Below are 17,568 nucleotides of genomic sequence, written 5' to 3'. Positions count from 1 at the left end.
AAAACCGGCGCATTGGCACCGGTTTTCGTATCAAGAGAATGGGCGATGCTTCAGGCGCCTGCCTTGCGATAGAGCGCTGCGAGCTGGTTGCGCGAGGACGGCAGTTCCGGCACCACGACAAGCATCGTGACATGGCCGCGCTTGAAGGCGTTCAGGAAGGGTTCGTAGTTCTGGAAGGCCACGCAGCCATGCGATCCCTTCTGCCCGCGCAGGAGGTTGGTGTGGGTGAGCAGGCCCGTGCGGTTCTTAGGGTCGCGGCCATCGACCGACAGCATGCGGATCGCCTCGACGCCGTGGAAGCGGCTTTCACGCATCCGCAGACGATAGATGCCGGCCGGCGTCGGGCCGTTCATCTTGACGTGCTCGTAGCGCGGGTTGTCGCGCATCTTGCCGATGCCGGAATGGGCGCGCAGCTTGGTGCCGTCAGGCATGTGAACGGTGGCGTTGGACACATCGTAGATCGCAACCCGCGTTCCCTTGCCGGGCCACCCGGAACCGTTGCCCTTGCTCTTGAAGAGATCGCCAAACAGCGAGCGCTCCGGCTTGGCGAAGGCGACATCCTCGTCCTTGTCCTTCGCCTCATCGCGCTTGGTGCGGGCGACCGGCTTTTCCTCGGCGGCCGGCTTGCGCTCGATCGTCACCGTCTCCAGCGCCGGTCGTGCCTCGGGCAGCGGGATCGACGCCAGGAAATCCTCGTCTTCGTCCTCGGCATCCGGCTTCGCCATGACGAGGCCGAACGGCTGGATGTTCTTGCGGCCAGAGTCATCCGGCAACAGCGCGGTAACCAGCGCGGGCTGCCCTGTGATCGCCTTCTCCTGTTCGACCGTACGCTCGGCGCGGGCAAAGGCGGCCTCGATCATCATCGCCTTCTGCTTCTCGCGCTTGACGGCGGAGGCGAGTTGGACGGAGATCTTGCGCTGGTGCGCGGCCTGGATCGCCTCGGCGGTCAGTTGCTTCTGGCGGATATCGCTCTCGGACGGCGGCGACAGACGCGAGAACTTGGCGATCTTGAGATTGCGCTCGGCCTGGATCTTCTCGGCCGAAACCGGTTGGCCATTCACCGAGAGGGCAAGGTGCTTCTTGCTCTCCGAAAGCGATGAGGCTGCTTGCTGCATGGCCCCGAGCGTCGAGACGACGGCCCAGGCAGACACGGCAATAACGCCGCAGGCAAGCAATGCGCTGACAAGAATACCCCCGGAACGACCCCGACGGGATTTCGACGCGGAACGCGCGGAACTGTACACAGACGCCATGATACTCGTTACCCGATACTCGTTACTCGGCGCGGCCGCAGACAACATCCTGCGGAAGCCGTTACGCTTGCGGCGGGTGGGGCTGTGCGCCTCCGGTTCCTGCCGAACGGGTAAAGAATGACGAAATATGGTAAGCAATTCCTTTACGGCGCCCCATGTTTTTGCGGGAACAGGCCGGGCGGATCCTCATCGCCCGGCAAGGCTCCCTGTCATGGAAATGCGGCGCTCGCGTGTCCGCCGGTGACCGGCTCCCTAGAACTGGGGATGCCGGCTCAGCCAGTCCGTCGCCTTCTCATAGCGCGCGGCCATGGAAAGCACGTCCCGATCCGCCCGCGCGGGGCCGATGATCTGGATACCGGCGGGCAAGCCGTTCGCGCCGAAACCGGCCGGCATGGCCGCAACCGGAAGCCCGGCAAGCGTCGGTCCGATGACCACTTCCATCCAGCGGTGATAGGTGTCCATGGACCTTCCGGCTATGCTCTTCGGCCAGTCCAGTTCGGCATCGAACGGGAAGACCTGCGCCGACGGCAGGACAAGGAAATCGTAGCGCTCGAAAAGGCCGGCGACGTAGCGATACCATTCGCTGCGCCCGAGCGAGGCCGCGTAGACCTCCCCCGCCGACAGCCGTTGGCCGTTCTCGACCTCCCAGATCATTTCCGGCTTCATGTGCGCGCGGCGCGCGGGATCGGCATAATCCGCCGCCTGCCCGTTCGACACGAGGAAATGGCGAAGCGTCCGCCATGTCTGCCAGAGCGCCGCCATGTCGAAACCGGACGCCACCTCCTCCACAGTGCAGCCGAGCCGCCGGAATACGTCGAGCGAATTGCGGCACAGCTCCAACACTCCAGGTTCGAACGGCAGATAGCCGCCGAAATCACCGAGCCAGCCGATGCGGGCGCCGGAAAAATCGCGGCTGGCATCCGGTGAAAGGTCCTCGTCAGCGAGCGAGAGCGGATCGCGCGCATCGTACCCGGCCTGCGTAGCGAGAAGTGCGGCGAGATCTGCAACGGTGCGCCCCATGGGGCCATTCACCGCGAGTTGGCCAAGAAAGAGTTCCGTGCCGAGCGACGGCACGCGGCCGATGGACGGGCGGAAACCGACGACATTGTTGAAGGCGGCGGGGTTGCGCAGCGAGCCCATCATGTCGCTGCCGTCAGCAACCGGCAGAAGATGCGCGGCAAGGGCCGCTCCGGCGCCGCCGGACGAGCCGCCCGCACTCTTCGTGGTGTCATAGGGATTGCGGGTGACGCCGAACACCGGATTATAGCTGTGCGAGCCCAGGCCCATTTCCGGCGCGTTCGTCTTGCCGATGATGATGGCGCCAGCGGCACGGATGCGCTCGACCTGGATATCGTCGTAGTCAGGCACGAAATCAGCATAGTTGGCCGAGCCGAACGAGCAGAGAATACCCTTGGCCTCGGCGAGATCCTTCACGGCGAAGGGAATGCCGTGCAGCCAGCCGTGATAATCGCCGGCCGCAAGCGCCTTGTCAGCCGCCTCGGCCTCGGCCAGAAGCGCGTCGGCCGAACGCAGGCTTACGATAGCGTTGATGCGGGGATTGATGGCCTCGATCCGCGACAGATACGCCGCCATGACGCTTCGGCAATCGAGCCGCCGTTCGGCGATGGCGGTGAAAAGATCAAGGGCGGAAAGGTCTGTGATGTCCTGCAAGGTCTGCTCCGGCAATCTGTTCGAGCAAGAGCTAGCAGGTGGAAAATCGAAGCGCCAGCCCGCGTATGGACGCTGCTGCGCATCATATGACTATGGTCATTCACATAGTCGCGCCGGCGACGACCATGTGGCGGATTTAGATCGGAAGAATCGGCGTGCTGCTGTCAGGGCGCAGCCCGCGTCCTGGACGACGAACTGCTGGCCGCCATCATGGCGGTTGCGCTACCTACGCTCGCCACTTCCGAAAGGTCAAGCCGTCACACCGCAACCGAAACGAGGAGGTTACCGGGCAGTTAAGCCTGCCATGTGTTGTGTCCCGCTTCCCTATCTCGGCGTCGGTCCCTGTCGTGAGAGATGCCGCGGGAAGACCGCAACCACGAAAGCGACAGCGGCCTCCAGCGCCGTCTCGCGTGTCGTACCGTCGCCCATCAGCAGGCGCAGCCACAGGCCCTCCATCATGGCGCAGAGTGACAGCGCCATCGGCTCCGGCCGGTAATCGTAACCGCCCTCCGCCTTCAGTTCGGTGCAAAGGGCGATGACCGTCTCGCGATATCTGATATCCCGTGCGCCGCAGAGGGCCTGGTAGGTCGGACGCGACTTGGCCTCGCCCCAGAAGGCACCCCATGCGGCAATCTTGCGTTTCGTACAAATCTTTCTGCTGAAATCCGCACGCACGAGCGCCCAGAGGCGACTGGCGGCGCTGGGGCCGGCCTTGTCGAGAGCCGACTGCCAGTGGTCGCTGTACTCCTCCGAAAGGAACTGCAGCGTGGCGACGAGCAGGTTCTCCTTGCTCTCGAAATGGAAGTTGACGATGCCCCGGGAAAGCCCCGCACCAACGGCCACATCCGCCAGTGTCGTGTCGGAGTAACCGCGCTTGGCGAGTGAATCGATTGTGGCTTCGATGAGCTGCTGGCGCCGCGTCTCCCTGGAGGCCTTGCGTCCCCGCTTCTCGCCGTCGATCGCGACCTGTTCAGCTTCGTCTGCGCGCATTTTCGCCGTCACCTTGCCTCTGGGATCGATCAGCATCCGCTCACGCGCGGTTGTCCGAAGCCGCCATGCTGAAACGCAGCAAAGCGGGACAATGCCCGCCGCTGTCAAGAACCTTTTGACAGTGCCCGGCAGACCGTTACGGATCAGAACTGGAATGACTTCGAGATCGCTCAGCCTGGCGCTGCCGGCAAGGCATAGCTGGCGAAAAGCCGGTGCAGCGCCTCCTTACCCTCCCCGGCAAGATCGAAGCGGCGGCCGAACAGCAGCCATTCCGAACAGAGGCCCTTGATCACCCAGCGAAGCATGGAAGCCGCGGAGCGGGGCGTCCAGGTACTTCCAAGCTTGCCCTGACCTTCGGCTTTCGCAAAGGCGGCTTCCAGCACCTGCATATGCTCATCGTCGAGATCGTTCTGACGCTCGGAGATGACGGAAAACTCGCCGGTGTGGTCGCAGCGCAGGAGAATCGAGAGAATGCGCTGGCGGTGCTCGTCGGCAGCAAGCAGTTCGAGCCACTCCCTGCCCACACGCTCCAGAACGCCGAACACATCGGCATTTTCGGCTTCCAGTTCGCGTGCGATCAGCTCTTCCTGCGGCATGGGCAGGGAATTGTAGAGTTCCAGCACCAGATCCGCGCGGTTGGCGAAGTGCCAGTAGATGGCGCCGCGGGTTACCCCCGCGGCGCGCGCCACATCCTCCATGGAGGCGTGCGCAACACCCTTTTCGTAGAAGACCTTCTCGGCCGAGAGCAAAATCTGCTCGCGGGTTTCCTTGGCCCTGTCCTTGGTCCGGCGCATGCGGCTTACTCGGCCGGGTTGGTTGCAGCCGGAACCGGCTCCTCCTTCTTTCTCCCGTAGCCAAACAGCTTCATCACGAAGACGAAGAAGACCGGCACGAAGAAGATGGCAAGCACCGTCGCGGTGATCATGCCGCCCATAACGCCGGTACCGATAGCGCGCTGGCTGCCCGAGCTCGCACCCGTCGCGATCGCGAGCGGCAGAACGCCGAGTGTGAAGGCGAGCGAGGTCATCAGGATCGGCCGGAAGCGCAGATGGCAGGCTTCGATGGTCGCCTCGATCAGCGATCTACCGTCCTCCATAAGCTCCTTGGCGAACTCGATGATCAGGATCGCGTTCTTCGCCGAAAGGCCGATGATCGCGATCAGGCCCACCTTGAAGTACACGTCGTTCGACATGTCGCGCAGCGTGACCGCGATGACCGCGCCGATGACGCCGAGCGGCACGACGAGGATGACCGCGAACGGGATCGACCAGCTTTCGTAAAGAGCAGCAAGGCACAGGAAGACCAGAAGGATCGACAGTCCGATAAGGATCGGCGCCTGCGAGCCCGACTGGATTTCCTGCAACGACTGCCCCGTCCACTCATAGCCGAAACCGGGCGGAAGCTGGGCGGCAAGCCGCTGCATTTCCGCGATGGCATCGCCCGAGGAGAAGCCCGGCTTGGTATCGCCACTGAAGCGGATGGAAGGATAGCCGTTGTAACCCACCGTCTGCGTCGGAGCTCTCACCCATTCAGCAGTCGCGAAAGCCGAGATCGGCACCATACCGCCGCTCGAATTGCGAACGTTGAGGTTCAGGAGGTCGGCAACCTGCATGCGCTCGTTCTGGTCTGCCTGCACAGTCACGCGCTGCATGCGGCCGGCATTCGGGAAGTCGTTCACATAGGTCGAGCCGAGGTTGGTCGAGATCGTGCTGTTGATATCGGCGAAGGTCACACCGAAGGTGTTGGCCTTCTCACGATCGATCATGACATTGACCTGCGCGGCGTCCGGCATGCCTTCGACGCGAACGCCGGCGACAATATCGCTCTGCGCGGCAAGGCCGAGCAGCTGCTGACCGGCGGCCGAGAGGGCTTCCTGACCAAGACCGCCACGATCCTGCAAGCGGAAGGAGAAACCGCCCGTCGTACCGAGGCCCTGGATCGGCGGCGGCGACAGCGCGAAGCTGATCGCATCCTTGATCTGGCTCATCGCCATGCTGGCACGCCCGGCGATTGCCTGCGCGGCATCTTCCGGTCCGCGCTCGCTCCAGTCCTTCAGCGTCACGAAGGCCAGGCCGGCATTCTGGCCCGCACCGAAGAACGAGAAGCCATTGATGCCAACAATCGTGTCGACCGCAGCCTCCTGCCCGAAGATCTTTTCGGTCTGGCTGAGCACTTCGTCCGTGCGGTGGCCGGTGGCCTCGGAGGGAAGCTGCATCATAACAATGACGAAACCCTGGTCCTCATCCGGTAGGAACGAGGACGGCAGCTTCAGGAACATGTAGCCGAGGCCAGCGAGGATCGCGAGATAGATGACCATGAACCGACCGGCACGACGAACCAGCCAGCCGACGCTTCCGCTATAGCCCTTCGACGTGCGGTCGAAGCCGCGGTTGAACCAGCCGAAGAACCCACGTTTGGCGTGATGATGCCCTTTCGGCACCTGCTTCAGGAAGCTGCCGGCGAGGGCCGGAGTCAACGAGAGCGCGAGGAAGGCCGAGAACAGGATCGACACGACCATGGTCAGCGAGAACTGCTGATAGATGACGCCGACGGCGCCCGGGAAGAAGCCCATCGGAATGAACACCGAGGCAAGCACGAGCGTGATACCGATGACGGCACCGGTGATCTGCTTCATCGCCTTGCGGGTCGCCTCCTTCGGCGGCAGCCCCTCTTCCGACATGATGCGCTCGACGTTTTCAACGACGATGATGGCATCGTCGACGAGAATGCCGATGGCAAGCACCATGGCAAACATCGTGAGTACGTTGATCGAGAACCCCATCGCAAGCATCACGGCGCAGGTACCCAGCAGCGCAACGGGAACGACGAGTGTGGGAATGATCGTGTAGCGGATGTTCTGCAGGAACAGGAACATCACGAGGAACACGAGCCCGACGGCCTCGAGCAGCGTGTGCAGAACCTTTTCGATCGAAACCTTCACGAACGGCGAGGTGTCGTAGGGGATGGAATATTCCAGACCCGGCGGGAAGAACCGCGACAGTTCGTCCATGCGTGCCTTGATCGCTTCCGACGTCGCCATGGCGTTGCCGCTTGGCGAAAGCTGAACGCCGATGGCGGCGGAAGGCTTGCCGTTGAGGCGCGTGGAGAACGAGTAGGTCTCGCCACCCACTTCCACACGCGCGACATCACGCAGACGCACGGCCGAACCGTCAGCGTTCGCACGCAACACGATGGCGCCGAATTCTTCCGGCGTCGTGAGCTGGCCGCGGATGTTAACGGGAGCAGCAATCTGCTGCGTGATCGGATTCGGCTGGGCGCCGATGGAGCCCGCCGCGATCTGCGCGTTCTGCGCCTGAACAGCGGCCGTAATGTCGGCCGCCGTCAGATTAAGGCCGAGCATCTTGGCCGGATCGAGCCAGACACGCATGGAACGCTGCGTGGCGAAAAGCTGCGCACGGCCCACGCCGGGCACACGCTGGACTTCCGAGAGGATATTACGGTTGAGATAGTCGCCGAGAGCGATCGCATCCATGGAACCGTCGGTGGAGGTCAGCGACACGATGAGCAGGAAGCCCGAACCGGCCTCCTCCACCTGCACGCCCTGGCGACGCACCGAGTCGGGAAGACGCGGCTCGACGCGGCTGACGCGGTTCTGCACGTCCACCGATGCCTGCGACGGATCGGTGCCCGGCGCAAAGGTGATGTTGATTTCGGCCGAACCCGAGGCGCTCGAGGTCGATTCGAAATAAAGCATGCCGTCCACGCCGTTCAGCTCATCCTCGATGAGCTTGGTGACGCTCTGGTAGGTGTCCTGCGACGACGCGCCGGCATAGGAGGTGGAAACGGAAATCTGAGGCGGAGCGACATCCGGATACTGCGAAATCGGCAGCAACGGGATGGAGATGGCGCCGGCGATCATGATGAAGATCGCGACCACCCAGGCGAAAATCGGCCTGTCGATGAAAAAACTGGGCATCGTTTCGGTCCTTACTTCGCCTGCTCGGTCTTGGCGGCGTCAGCGCCTTCGGCCTTGCCGGCTTCGCCTGCCTTCGCATCGTCAGGCTTTGCGTCGCCTTCAGTGGCAGCACCTTCGGCGCCGTCTTTCTCCGCATCCTTTGCCACGGCATTCGGATCCCACGGGGACGGGACGACCTCGCCGCCGGGCTGAACCTTCTGGAAGCCCTCGACGATGATGGTTTCGCCATCCTTCAGGCCATCGGTGATGACCCAGCGCGTTCCGGCGGCGCGGCCGACACGGACAGGGCGGATACCGGCCTTATTGTCGGCAGTGACGACGTAGACGAGCGCACTGCCCGAACCGTCGCGCTGAACGGCCTGCTGCGGCACCATGACAGCGCCCTTTTCAACACCCTGCTCGATCTGGACGCGGACATACATGCCCGGCAGAAGGTCGCCGTCGGGATTGGGGAATTCGCCGCGCAGCGTCACCTGGCCTGTCGTCTCGTCGACGGCAGCCTCGGAGAACAGCAGCTTGCCGGGCTGCGGATACGGCGATCCGTCATCGAGAAGCAGCTTCACGGCGGCGGAGTTGTTGTCGGCCATCAGGTCGCCGTCCTCCAGCGCCTTGCGAAGGCGGATGAGGTCGGTCGCGGACTGGGTGAAGTCTGCGTAAACCGGATCGAGCTGCTGGATGGTGGCAAGGTTTTCCGTGCCGTTTGCCGAAACCAGCGCACCTTCCGTGATCAACGCGCGGCCGATGCGGCCGCTGATCGGCGCCTTTACCTCTGTGTATTCGAGGTTCAGCTTGGCCGTGGCAAGACCGGCTTGCGCGCTCGCGACATCCGCATCGGCCTGAGCCAGTTTGGCCACGGCGTCGTCATAGTTCTGGGCGGAGGCAACGTTCGACTTCTTCAGCTGGTCCTGGCGCGCTGCGTCGTTCCTCGCCTGGGCCTGAGTGGCCTGGGCTCGCCGCAACGTGGCTTCGGCACTATCGACCTGCAGCTTGAACTGCGCCGGATCGATCCGATAAAGAACATCGCCTTCCTTGACCTGCGAGCCCTGCTCGAAAACGCGCTCGACGATGATGCCGGATGCGCGCGGGCGAACTTCCGCCGTGCGGGTCGCAGCGATGCGGCCGGGCAACTCGTTGGTGATCGGCACATCCTCGGCCTTCACGGTGATGACGGCCACGGCCGGCGGCGGAAAGGCAGCGCCGCCCTGCGGCGCCTGCTCTTCCTGACATCCTGCGAGAATCAAAACGGCGCCAAGGGTCGCAATCGAAATCGGTCTCGTGAAACGCATCGGTTCTTCCATAGAAGGCGCCGGCAAGTGCGGCTGGGTGCTGAAAACGAACAGATGCGGTGGTCGATAGGACCACCGCATCGCAACATACAAACACGGCTGTATGTTAATTCCCGCCTTTTGACAATCCGGCGTATGTGCCGGAAACACGATGATTCGGCGCGATCACGGATTTGTGATGAGGGGCCTCAACGTATCGCCTGCCCCGCCGCATCGAAACGATGTGTCTGATCTTCCGACGGCGTTGCGAAAACCACATCGCCGACGGTGTAATGATGCTCGCCGAACAGGCGCACCGTCAAGGTGCCGATGGCCTCGGATTCGAGATAGACGATGGTGTCGGCACCGAGATGCTCGACATGCACGACCTTACCCTGCCATGTTCCGGCTTCGCGCGACAGTGCGATATGCTCGGGCCGCACACCGATCGTCTTCGCATCGGTGACGCCCAGCCGGCCGGCATCGACGAAGTTCATGCCGGGAGAGCCGATAAAGCCGGCGACGAAGAGATTGGCCGGGCGGTTGTAGAGTTCCATCGGCGACCCGACCTGCTGGATGACGCCAGCATCGAGTACCACGATCTTGTCGGCGAGCGTCATCGCCTCGACCTGATCGTGCGTGACATAGATCATCGTTGCCTTGAGTTCACGATGAAGCCTTGCGATCTCAAGGCGCGTGTTGACGCGTAGCGCTGCATCGAGATTGGAGAGCGGCTCGTCGAACAGGAACAGTTTCGGCTCCCGCACGATGGCGCGTCCGATGGCGACGCGCTGACGCTGGCCGCCCGAGAGTTCGGCGGGACGGCGCGCAAGATACTTTTCAAGCGACAGCATCGCCGAAGCCTTGGCGACGCGCCTCTCGATCTCGTCTTTCGGCGTGCCGGCCTGCTTGAGGCCGAGGCCCATATTGTCCTTGACGTTCAGATGCGGATAAAGCGCGTAGGACTGGAACACCATGGCGATGCCGCGTTTGGCCGGCGGCACCGCCGCCACCTCTTCGTCATCGATGGTAATGGAGCCCGACGTCGCATCCTCGAGACCGGCGATGATACGCAGCAGCGTGGACTTCCCACAGCCCGACGGCCCGACAAAGATGACGAATTCGCCATCCTTCACATCGAGGTCGATGCCCTTGAGCACGTCGACCGGGCCAAAGGACTTGCGGACGGATTTGAGTTGAAGAGAGCCCACGCGATATCCCCTAGAGCTCGACCGGCTGGCCGGTTCTGACACTTTCATCCGCCGCAAGGCAGATCTTCAGCGATTGCACGGCGTCGTCCATATGCCGCGTGAGATCGATGTCCTCGCGGATGGCCTTCAGCACATAGGCCTGTTCCCGGTCGCAAAGTTCCTGATGGCCGGGTTCGCCCGCCATCGTCATGTCCTCGTCCGGCGACAGGAACTTGCCGTCCGGCCCGGTTGCCGCATTGTGCACGCGGATCACGGCGGTCTTGGTGTGCGTGTCGATGTCGTCGGACTTTGCATTTGGATCCATGACGATGGAGACCGAACCGTTCGGCGACATGACGTCCTTCACGAAAAACGCCGTTTCCGAGATCATCGGGCCCCAGCCCGCCTCATACCAGCCGAGCGAACCGTCATCGAACAGCACCTGCAGGTGGCCGTAATTGTACATGTCGGCCGCGATCTCGTTCGACAGGCGCAACCCCATGCCGCGCACCTCGACGGGCTTGGCATCCGTGATTTGGCACATCACATCGACATAGTGCACGCCGCAATCGACGATCGGCGGGGTCGTGTTCATCAGCGCCTTGTGGGTCGCCCAGGTCGCGCCACTCGACTGCTGGTTCAGGTTCATGCGGAAGACATAGGGGCCGCCGAGCTTGCGCGCCTCCTCAATCAGCCGCATCCAGGAAGGATGGTGGCGCAGGATATAGCCGACGACGAGCTTGCGGCCATTGGCCTTGGCACAGGCGACGACGCGCTCCGCATCCGCCACCGTGGTCGCCAGCGGCTTTTCTACGAAGACATGGGCGCCGGCTTCCATCGCCGCCACCGCATAGTCGGCATGGCTGTCGGAATAGGTGCTGATCGAGCAGAGCTCCGGCTTGAACTCTTTGAGGGCATCGAGGAAGGACGGATGGATCTCGTAGCCTTCCAGCCCGGCCGGGACCGGCACCTTCGAGCGATTGACCAGCCCGACGAGCTCGAAACCCGGATTTTCATGATAGGCGAGCGCATGGCTCCTGCCCATGTTGCCGAGGCCGGCGGAAAGGACACGGATGGGGGTCATGGCAGAACTCACTTTACAGCTCCCGAAGTGATGCCGCGGATCAATTGCCGCGAGAAGACAAGGTAGAGGACGAGGACCGGAAGGATGGCGAGCGAAAGCGCCGCCAGAACCGCGTTCCAGTTGGTGACGAACTGGCCGATGAAGAGCTGCGAGCCCAGCGTGACCGTCTTGGTCGCCTCGCTCGGCGCCAGGATCAGCGGGAACCACAGGTCGTTCCAGATCGGGATCATCGTGAAGACCGCGACCGTCGCCATGGCCGGCCGCACCAGCGGCAGCACAAGACGGAAGAAGATCGCATATTCCGAGAGACCGTCGATGCGCCCGGCATTCTTGAGGTCGTCGGAAACGGTGCGCATGAACTCGGACAGGATGAAGACGGCGAGCGGAATGCCCTGCGCGGTGTAGACGAGGATCAGCGCCGTCAGCGTGTTGACGAGCCCGGTCGCCACCATGCCCTGGAGGATGGCCACCGTGCCCAGCCGGATCGGGATCATGATGCCGAGCGCGAGATAGAGCCCCATCAGCGTGTTGCCGCGAAAGCGGTATTCGGAGAGCGCGAAGGCGGCCATGGCGCCAAACAGCAGCACCAGCGCGATGGCGGCCACCGTCACGATGAAGCTGTTCTGGAAGTAGGACGCGAAATCCCCCTGCCCCAGAACCGTCGTGTACCCCACGAGATCGAAGGTCTCGGTCGTGGGAAGCTGCATCGGATTGCGGAAGATCGCATTGCGGCTCTTCATCGAGTTGATGAGCGTCAGGAACACCGGAAAGACCGCGATGAGCGTGTAGCCGATCAGCGCGAGGTGAACGAGGGTCGTACGGCTGAGCGAAGCGCGTGCCTTGGACATGTCAGGCCCTCCCGATCAGAACTGGTAGCGGCGCATGCGCCGCTGGATGACGAAGAGATAGAGCGAGACACCGGCGAGGATGATCAGGAACATGACCGTCGCGATCGTCGCGCCCATCGAGCGGTCGCCGAGCTGGAGCTGGAAACCGAAGAAGGTGCGGTAGAGTAGCGTGCCGAGAATGTCGGTCGACTTGTCAGGACCCGCGAGCGCACCCTGCACGGTATAGACCAGGTCGAAAGCATTGAAATTGCCGACGAAGGTCAGGATCGAGATGATGCCGATGGCCGGCAGGATCAGGGGCAGCTTGATCTTCCAGAACTGGCTCCAGCCCGTCACGCCGTCGCATTCCGCGGCTTCGATCACCTCTTCGGGGATGTTGAGAAGCGCTGCGTAGATCAGCATCATCGGGATGCCGACATACTGCCAGACCGAGATGAGCGAGACCGCGATCAGCGCCGTATTCGGCTTGCCGAGCCACGGCGAGAAGAACGACTTCAGGCCGACGAGGTCCATCAGATAGGGCGACACGCCCCAGATCGGCGAGAGGATCAGCTTCCAGATGAAGCCGACGATGACGAAGGAAAGCAGCGTCGGCAGGAAGATGGCCGTGCGGTAGAAGGCGGCGAAACGCAGCTTGGGAATGGACAGCATGGCGGCGAGCGCGACACCGATCGGGTTCTGCACCAGCATATGGATAGTAAAGAAGATGAAGTTGTTCTTCAGCGCGTTCCAGAAATCCGCCGCCCAGCGTGCATCGCCGAACAGGACTTGGAAGTTGGCGAGACCGACGAAAGCCGGTTCGCCATCCACCGTGTTGAACAGCGAAAGGCGCAGCGTCTCGATCAAGGGCAGGATCATCACCGCGGAATAGACAAGGAGCGCCGGCAGCAGGAAAACGGCGATATGCCAGCGCCTCGGGCGCCGGATCGGCGCCATTGTCTCGCGGGAAGAAGTTGCGTCGCTCATAAAGCCTGCCCCATCCGGTTGTTATTCGTTGAATGCCCGCAGGAACGGACGCCGTGCGCGGTCGGCTGCGCCGCACAGGGCCAAGGTCAGCATACACGTCTGGCTTGAGGCCGCTGCCCCGTTTTTTGCTGGGCATATGATGTCCGCGTGCGGCAAGTCCGGCGCGAAGCTCCTGCTCCTGCCTGCCGGTGTCCCTTCCCGCGAATGCGGCGAGAGAACACCGGCTGCAAGTCTTGAGCCCTTCTCCCCGCTTGCGGGAAGAGGATCAGGGCGGGGAGCGATCCCCTACCCCTCGGCAACGCACCTTACTTCGCGGGCTTGTACCAGCTGTCGAGGCCCTTCTGGAGCTTCTCCGCAGCGACTTCCGGCGTGTCCGTGCCGTTGATCACGTTGGCGGATTCCGTCCAGGTCTCGTTTTCCAGGTTCGGCGTGCCGCGCGACAGAATCTGGTAGGTCGAGCGGATCGTCGGCTGGCACTTTTCGCGCCAGGAAACGAATTCCTGCGCCAGCGGGTCGTTCATCTTCACCGCCGTCGAATTCAGGCTGAAGAAGCCCGGCAGCGAGTTGGCGTAGATGTCGGCGAATTCAGGCGAGGCGACGAAGGTCAGGAATTTCTTCGCAGCCTCCGCATTCGGGCTCTTGGCGTTGAGGCCGATGCCGATGTCGTTGTGATCCGAGATGTAGCAGGTATCGCCTTCGTTCTTCACCGGCGGCGGGAACGCGCCCATCTTGAACTGGGCCTGCGTGTTGAACAGGCCGATTTCCCACGAGCCGGCCGGATAGATCGCGGCCCGGCCGAGCGTGAACAGGTTCTGGCTGTCGGGATAGGTCTGCGCCTCGAAGCCGTCGCCGAGATAGTCCTTCCACTTGGCAAGAACGCGGAACGGCTCGACCCACGGCGCGTCGGTCAGCTTCTGCGTGCCGGCGATCAGCGCCTTGCGGCCTTCTTCACCCTTCCAGTAGGTCGGGCCGATGTTCTGGTAGCCCATGGTGGCGGCTTCCCAGAGGTCCTTCGTGCCCATCGCCATTGGCGTGTAGTTGCCGTTTTCCTTGATCTTGTCGAGGACGGCGAAGAACTCGGCTTCCGTCTTCGGCACTTCCACGCCGACTTCCGCGAAGGCGTCAGCATTATAGATGAAGCCGTGGATGACCGATGCCATCGGCACGCAGAAGGTCGTCGCGCCGTCATCCGTCGTCCAGGCGGACTTGGCGACGTCGGAGAAGTTTTCCATGCCCGGCAGATCGTTCAGACTAACGAGGTGCTTCTTGTTGAAGAGTTCGAGCGAGGCGTCGAACGGACGGCATGTGATGAGATCGCCGGCCGAACCGGCGTCGAGCTTGGCGTTGAGCGCGGCATTGTACTCGGTCGGGGCCGACGGCGAGAACACAACCTTGATGCCCGGGTTCTTCGCTTCGAAGGCCGGGATGATCTTCTCCTGCCAGATCGACAGGTCGTCGTTACGCCAGCTTTCCACCGTCAGCGTCACGTCCTGCGCATGCGCAAGCCCGGCCGTGCCGAGCATGCTGGAGGCCAGAAGCAGGCCCTTTATTGCGTTGCGTGTCATGTCATTCTCCCCTTTTATGCGCCGTAGCGCGCTTTGAGATTCTGTTATTCCAGGGCCTCCAGGGCCCGGCGGAGACTTTGCCCCGAACGGTCGAGCGCCGCCTGCGCGGCTCTTTTATCCTCCACGCCCCTGGCCAGCAGCACCGCCGCCTTGACCGAGCCGTCGGACAAGGTGAGCAGGCGCTCGGCCTCGTCCGGACCGACACCCGAAATGTCGGAAACGATCCGGCACGCGCGGCCCCGCAACTTGATATTGTCGGCCTTGAGATTGACCATGTGGCCATCGTGAACGTGACCGAGATGAATGCCGAGAAGTGTCGAAAAGAGATTGAAGGCGATCTTCTGCGCGGTGCCGGCACCCATGCGCGTCGAGCCGGAAATCACCTCCGGCGGCGTTTGCAGCAGGATCGAAACATCGGCCTCGTCGAAGAGCGCCGCCCCCGGATTGTTCGCCATCGCGATGACTTTGGCGCCTTTTTCCTTGGCATAGGTGATCAGGGAAAGCGCATAGGGCGTGCTGCCGCTTGCGGAAACGGCGATCACGCAATCGTCGGCCCGAAGCCCCGCTTCCTTCGCATCGGAAACGGCAAGCGCGCGGTCGTCCTCGAACCCGCCGGCCAGATCAACGAGGCTTTCGGCACCGCCGGCAAGCAGGATAACGATGTGTTCGCGTGAAATACCGTAAGTGCCGGGAAGTTCGAGCGCGTCGGCCATGGCCATCAGGCCGGAACTGCCGGCGCCCGCATAGACGAGACGCCCACCGGCAAGCAGGGCGTCGGCGGCGAGGCGTGAAGCGGCCGCGATATCGGAGAGTGCGGGATCGACGGCCGCGACGGCCTCTTTCTGCGCATCGGCAAGCACACTGAGGACATCCAGCGGCTGGCGCGCGTCCAGCCCCTTCGCCTGTTCATGCCTGCCTTCGGTTCTGCGCTCGGCCATGCTTGTTCTCCCTTGGCCAAATTAATGCCAAAAAAATACCACTTGTCCATAGAGAATTAACTTTTGAGAGCAATTTTTTGCCGACAATCATTTTTATACATGAAAAACAGTCCGTTAAGAGAAAGTGATACTTCGATACCACCATACCCCTTGGTTATTGGTATTTTTTTGGTATCGTCTTCCTCGGAGGTGGCGATGACCCATTACATTCTCGGCATCGACGGCGGTGGCACGAGTTGCCGCGCGGCCGTCGCCACACCTGATGGCATGGTTCTGGGGCGCGGCAAGAGCGGCGCAGCCAACATTCTTACCGATCCCAACAACGCGATCGTCTCCATCACCGAGGCGGCAAAGGCCGCCTACCGCGACGCGGGGCTCGACGAGGCCGGGATCAGCGATGCGTCCGCCTTTCTCGGTCTTGCCGGCACCAATGTCGGCGATCTCACCCGCTACGTGCACGACCGCCTGCCCTTCAGGCATACCGATATCGACTCAGACGGCCTGGTCGCCCTGCAAGGCGCGATCGGCGACGAGGACGGCGCGGTGGCGATCCTCGGCACCGGCTCCATCTATATGGGCCGCAAGGACGGCACGGTGCGTTATATCGGCGGTTGGGGCTTTACGGTCGGCGATCTCGGCGGCGGCGCGCGGCTCGGCCATGCCCTCCTGCAGGAGGCGCTTCTCGCCCATGACCGCGTACATCCGCGCTCGACCGTGACCGACGCCGTTCTGGACGAGTTCAAGGGCGATCCGCGCAGCATTGTCGAGTTCGCCCGCCTGTCCAAGCCCGGCGACTTCGGCCGCTTCGCGCCGCTGATCTTCGATCACGCCCGCCGGGGCGACCGCCAGGCGCTGGCGATCGTCGAGGCGGCGGCCACGTCCGTCAACGAATCCCTCGACGCCATCATGAAGCTCGCCGGCGCGCCACGCCTGTGCCTGCTCGGCGGGCTCGCGCCGCTTTATCCCGAATGGCTTTCGCAAAAGCACCGCGCGATCCTGGTGGAGGCTGAAGCCGATGCCCTGACGGGAGCCGTGGCGCTGGCCGCCAAGGGTTACCGGGAACGCACGGGAGCGGCCGCATGACAACGCCGCTGTCCACCATCCTGCCGCCCAACAGCCTGCAATCGGGCGTGCCCGGCCCCCTTTACGTAAAACTACGCCAGACGCTGGAAGAGGCGATCACCTCCGGCAGGCTGAACTACGGCGATGCCCTGCCCGCCGAGCGCGACCTGGCCGACCATGCCAATGTCAGCCGCGTGACCGTGCGCAAGGCCGTGGACGATCTGGTCAAGGATGGGCTCCTCGTGCGCCGCCACGGGTCCGGCACCTTCGTCGCCAAGCCGGTCTCCAAGGTGCAGCAGTCCCTGTCGCGCCTCACCTCCTTCACCGAGGACATGGCGCGGCGCGGCCTCACCACCCGCGCCGAATGGCTCGACCGGGGCCTGTTCCACCCCTCGCCCGACGAGATGATGATGCTCGGCCTGCCGGCCGATGCCCTTGTAGCAAGACTGGGCCGCCTGCGCATCGCCGACGGCATGCCGCTCGCCATCGAGCGCGCCTGCATTTCCGCAGAATTCCTGCCGGAGCCTTTGCAGGTGCAGGATTCACTTTACGCTGCGCTGGAAAAGCGAGGCCGCCGGCCGGTGCGCGCCGTCCAGCGCATCTCCGCCTACAACATGAAGGACCCCGACGCGTCCATCCTCGGCGTGCCGCCCGGTTCGGCGGGGCTCTCCATCGAACGTGTTTCCTATCTTCGCACGGGCCGGGTGGTCGAGTTCACCCGCTCCATCTATCGCGGCGACGCCTATGACTTCGTCGCCGAGCTCACACTGTCCGATACGTGAGCCCTACCTGAAAGAGA

14 protein-coding genes are annotated in these 17,568 nt (G+C 63.0%); 2 read left to right on the top strand and 12 right to left on the bottom strand.

The window, feature by feature from the left end; genetic code table 11:
- Window positions 1-50: 50 nt before the first annotated feature.
- The 12 genes from MKI86_RS05750 to MKI86_RS05695 form a co-directional block, all read right to left on the bottom strand.
- A complete protein-coding gene (locus tag MKI86_RS05750; protein WP_241598525.1) occupies window positions 51-1,151 on the bottom strand; it encodes a DUF2778 domain-containing protein in 1,101 nt (366 codons plus the stop codon).
- Window positions 1,152-1,505: 354 nt separating this feature from the next.
- A complete protein-coding gene (locus MKI86_RS05745) occupies window positions 1,506-2,924 on the bottom strand; it encodes an amidase (protein ID WP_241598523.1) in 1,419 nt (472 codons plus the stop codon).
- 324 nt (window positions 2,925-3,248) lie between these two features.
- The gene (locus tag MKI86_RS05740) at window positions 3,249-3,914 is read right to left on the bottom strand and encodes a TetR family transcriptional regulator C-terminal domain-containing protein (RefSeq protein ID WP_241598522.1); all 666 of its coding nucleotides are present in this window, start codon (window positions 3,912-3,914) and stop codon (window positions 3,249-3,251) included.
- 170 nt (window positions 3,915-4,084) lie between these two features.
- Window positions 4,085-4,708, bottom strand: a complete 624-nt coding sequence (locus MKI86_RS05735; protein WP_241598521.1) for a TetR family transcriptional regulator — start codon at window positions 4,706-4,708, stop codon at window positions 4,085-4,087.
- A gap of 5 nt (window positions 4,709-4,713) precedes the next feature.
- Window positions 4,714-7,851, bottom strand: a complete 3,138-nt coding sequence (locus tag MKI86_RS05730) for a multidrug efflux RND transporter permease subunit (RefSeq protein WP_241598520.1) — start codon at window positions 7,849-7,851, stop codon at window positions 4,714-4,716.
- A gap of 11 nt (window positions 7,852-7,862) precedes the next feature.
- Complete coding sequence (locus MKI86_RS05725) at window positions 7,863-9,137, bottom strand: efflux RND transporter periplasmic adaptor subunit (RefSeq protein WP_507200883.1); 1,275 nt, start codon at window positions 9,135-9,137, stop codon at window positions 7,863-7,865.
- A gap of 188 nt (window positions 9,138-9,325) precedes the next feature.
- A complete protein-coding gene (locus tag MKI86_RS05720; protein WP_241598512.1) occupies window positions 9,326-10,327 on the bottom strand; it encodes an ABC transporter ATP-binding protein in 1,002 nt (333 codons plus the stop codon).
- A gap of 10 nt (window positions 10,328-10,337) precedes the next feature.
- Window positions 10,338-11,390: a Gfo/Idh/MocA family protein gene (locus MKI86_RS05715; protein WP_370879894.1), complete on the bottom strand. Its 1,053-nt coding sequence runs from the start codon at window positions 11,388-11,390 to the stop codon at window positions 10,338-10,340.
- Between the two features lie 8 nt (window positions 11,391-11,398).
- Window positions 11,399-12,238 (bottom strand): carbohydrate ABC transporter permease, encoded by an 840-nt coding sequence (locus tag MKI86_RS05710; protein ID WP_134649536.1) that lies wholly within the window; start codon window positions 12,236-12,238, stop codon window positions 11,399-11,401.
- A gap of 15 nt (window positions 12,239-12,253) precedes the next feature.
- The gene (locus tag MKI86_RS05705; RefSeq protein WP_241598508.1) at window positions 12,254-13,204 is read right to left on the bottom strand and encodes a carbohydrate ABC transporter permease; all 951 of its coding nucleotides are present in this window, start codon (window positions 13,202-13,204) and stop codon (window positions 12,254-12,256) included.
- Between the two features lie 305 nt (window positions 13,205-13,509).
- Window positions 13,510-14,769 (bottom strand): ABC transporter substrate-binding protein, encoded by a 1,260-nt coding sequence (locus tag MKI86_RS05700; protein ID WP_241598506.1) that lies wholly within the window; start codon window positions 14,767-14,769, stop codon window positions 13,510-13,512.
- A 44-nt stretch (window positions 14,770-14,813) separates the two neighbouring features.
- The gene (locus tag MKI86_RS05695) at window positions 14,814-15,707 is read right to left on the bottom strand and encodes an N-acetylmuramic acid 6-phosphate etherase (RefSeq protein ID WP_241598504.1); all 894 of its coding nucleotides are present in this window, start codon (window positions 15,705-15,707) and stop codon (window positions 14,814-14,816) included.
- A 195-nt stretch (window positions 15,708-15,902) separates the two neighbouring features.
- On the opposite strand from MKI86_RS05695, the gene MKI86_RS05690 reads away from it, so the two are divergent.
- Complete coding sequence (locus MKI86_RS05690) at window positions 15,903-16,790, top strand: glucosamine kinase nucleotide-binding domain-containing protein (RefSeq protein WP_241598502.1); 888 nt, start codon at window positions 15,903-15,905, stop codon at window positions 16,788-16,790.
- On the top strand, window positions 16,787-17,551 hold the full coding sequence (locus tag MKI86_RS05685) for a GntR family transcriptional regulator (RefSeq protein ID WP_241598500.1): 765 nt from the start codon (window positions 16,787-16,789) through the stop codon (window positions 17,549-17,551). Before MKI86_RS05690 ends, MKI86_RS05685 begins: the two co-directional genes overlap by 4 nt.
- The last annotated feature ends 17 nt before the right edge of the window (window positions 17,552-17,568 follow it).

The organism is Shinella sedimenti, assembly GCF_022601905.1.
Lineage (GTDB): Bacteria > Pseudomonadota > Alphaproteobacteria > Rhizobiales > Rhizobiaceae > Shinella > Shinella sedimenti.
The sequence above is the reverse complement of the archived record's forward strand: the minus strand, read 5'-3'. Positions and strand labels throughout refer to the sequence as shown.

What these genes read in the sequence shown, in the direction of transcription:
- MKI86_RS05740 (WP_241598522.1), bottom strand. Translation starts at nt 3,914, where the DNA reads ATGCGCGCAGACGAAGCTGAACAGGTCGCGATCGACGGCGAGAAGCGG.
- MKI86_RS05735 (WP_241598521.1), bottom strand. Translation starts at nt 4,708, where the DNA reads ATGCGCCGGACCAAGGACAGGGCCAAGGAAACCCGCGAGCAGATTTTG.
- MKI86_RS05730 (WP_241598520.1), bottom strand. Translation starts at nt 7,851, where the DNA reads ATGCCCAGTTTTTTCATCGACAGGCCGATTTTCGCCTGGGTGGTCGCG.
- MKI86_RS05725 (WP_507200883.1), bottom strand. Translation starts at nt 9,137, where the DNA reads ATGCGTTTCACGAGACCGATTTCGATTGCGACCCTTGGCGCCGTTTTG.
- MKI86_RS05715 (WP_370879894.1), bottom strand. Translation starts at nt 11,390, where the DNA reads ATGACCCCCATCCGTGTCCTTTCCGCCGGCCTCGGCAACATGGGCAGG.
- MKI86_RS05710 (WP_134649536.1), bottom strand. Translation starts at nt 12,238, where the DNA reads ATGTCCAAGGCACGCGCTTCGCTCAGCCGTACGACCCTCGTTCACCTC.
- MKI86_RS05705 (WP_241598508.1), bottom strand. Translation starts at nt 13,204, where the DNA reads ATGAGCGACGCAACTTCTTCCCGCGAGACAATGGCGCCGATCCGGCGC.
- MKI86_RS05700 (WP_241598506.1), bottom strand. Translation starts at nt 14,769, where the DNA reads ATGACACGCAACGCAATAAAGGGCCTGCTTCTGGCCTCCAGCATGCTC.
- MKI86_RS05695 (WP_241598504.1), bottom strand. Translation starts at nt 15,707, where the DNA reads ATGGCCGAGCGCAGAACCGAAGGCAGGCATGAACAGGCGAAGGGGCTG.
- MKI86_RS05690 (WP_241598502.1), top strand. Translation starts at nt 15,903, where the DNA reads ATGACCCATTACATTCTCGGCATCGACGGCGGTGGCACGAGTTGCCGC.
- MKI86_RS05685 (WP_241598500.1), top strand. Translation starts at nt 16,787, where the DNA reads ATGACAACGCCGCTGTCCACCATCCTGCCGCCCAACAGCCTGCAATCG.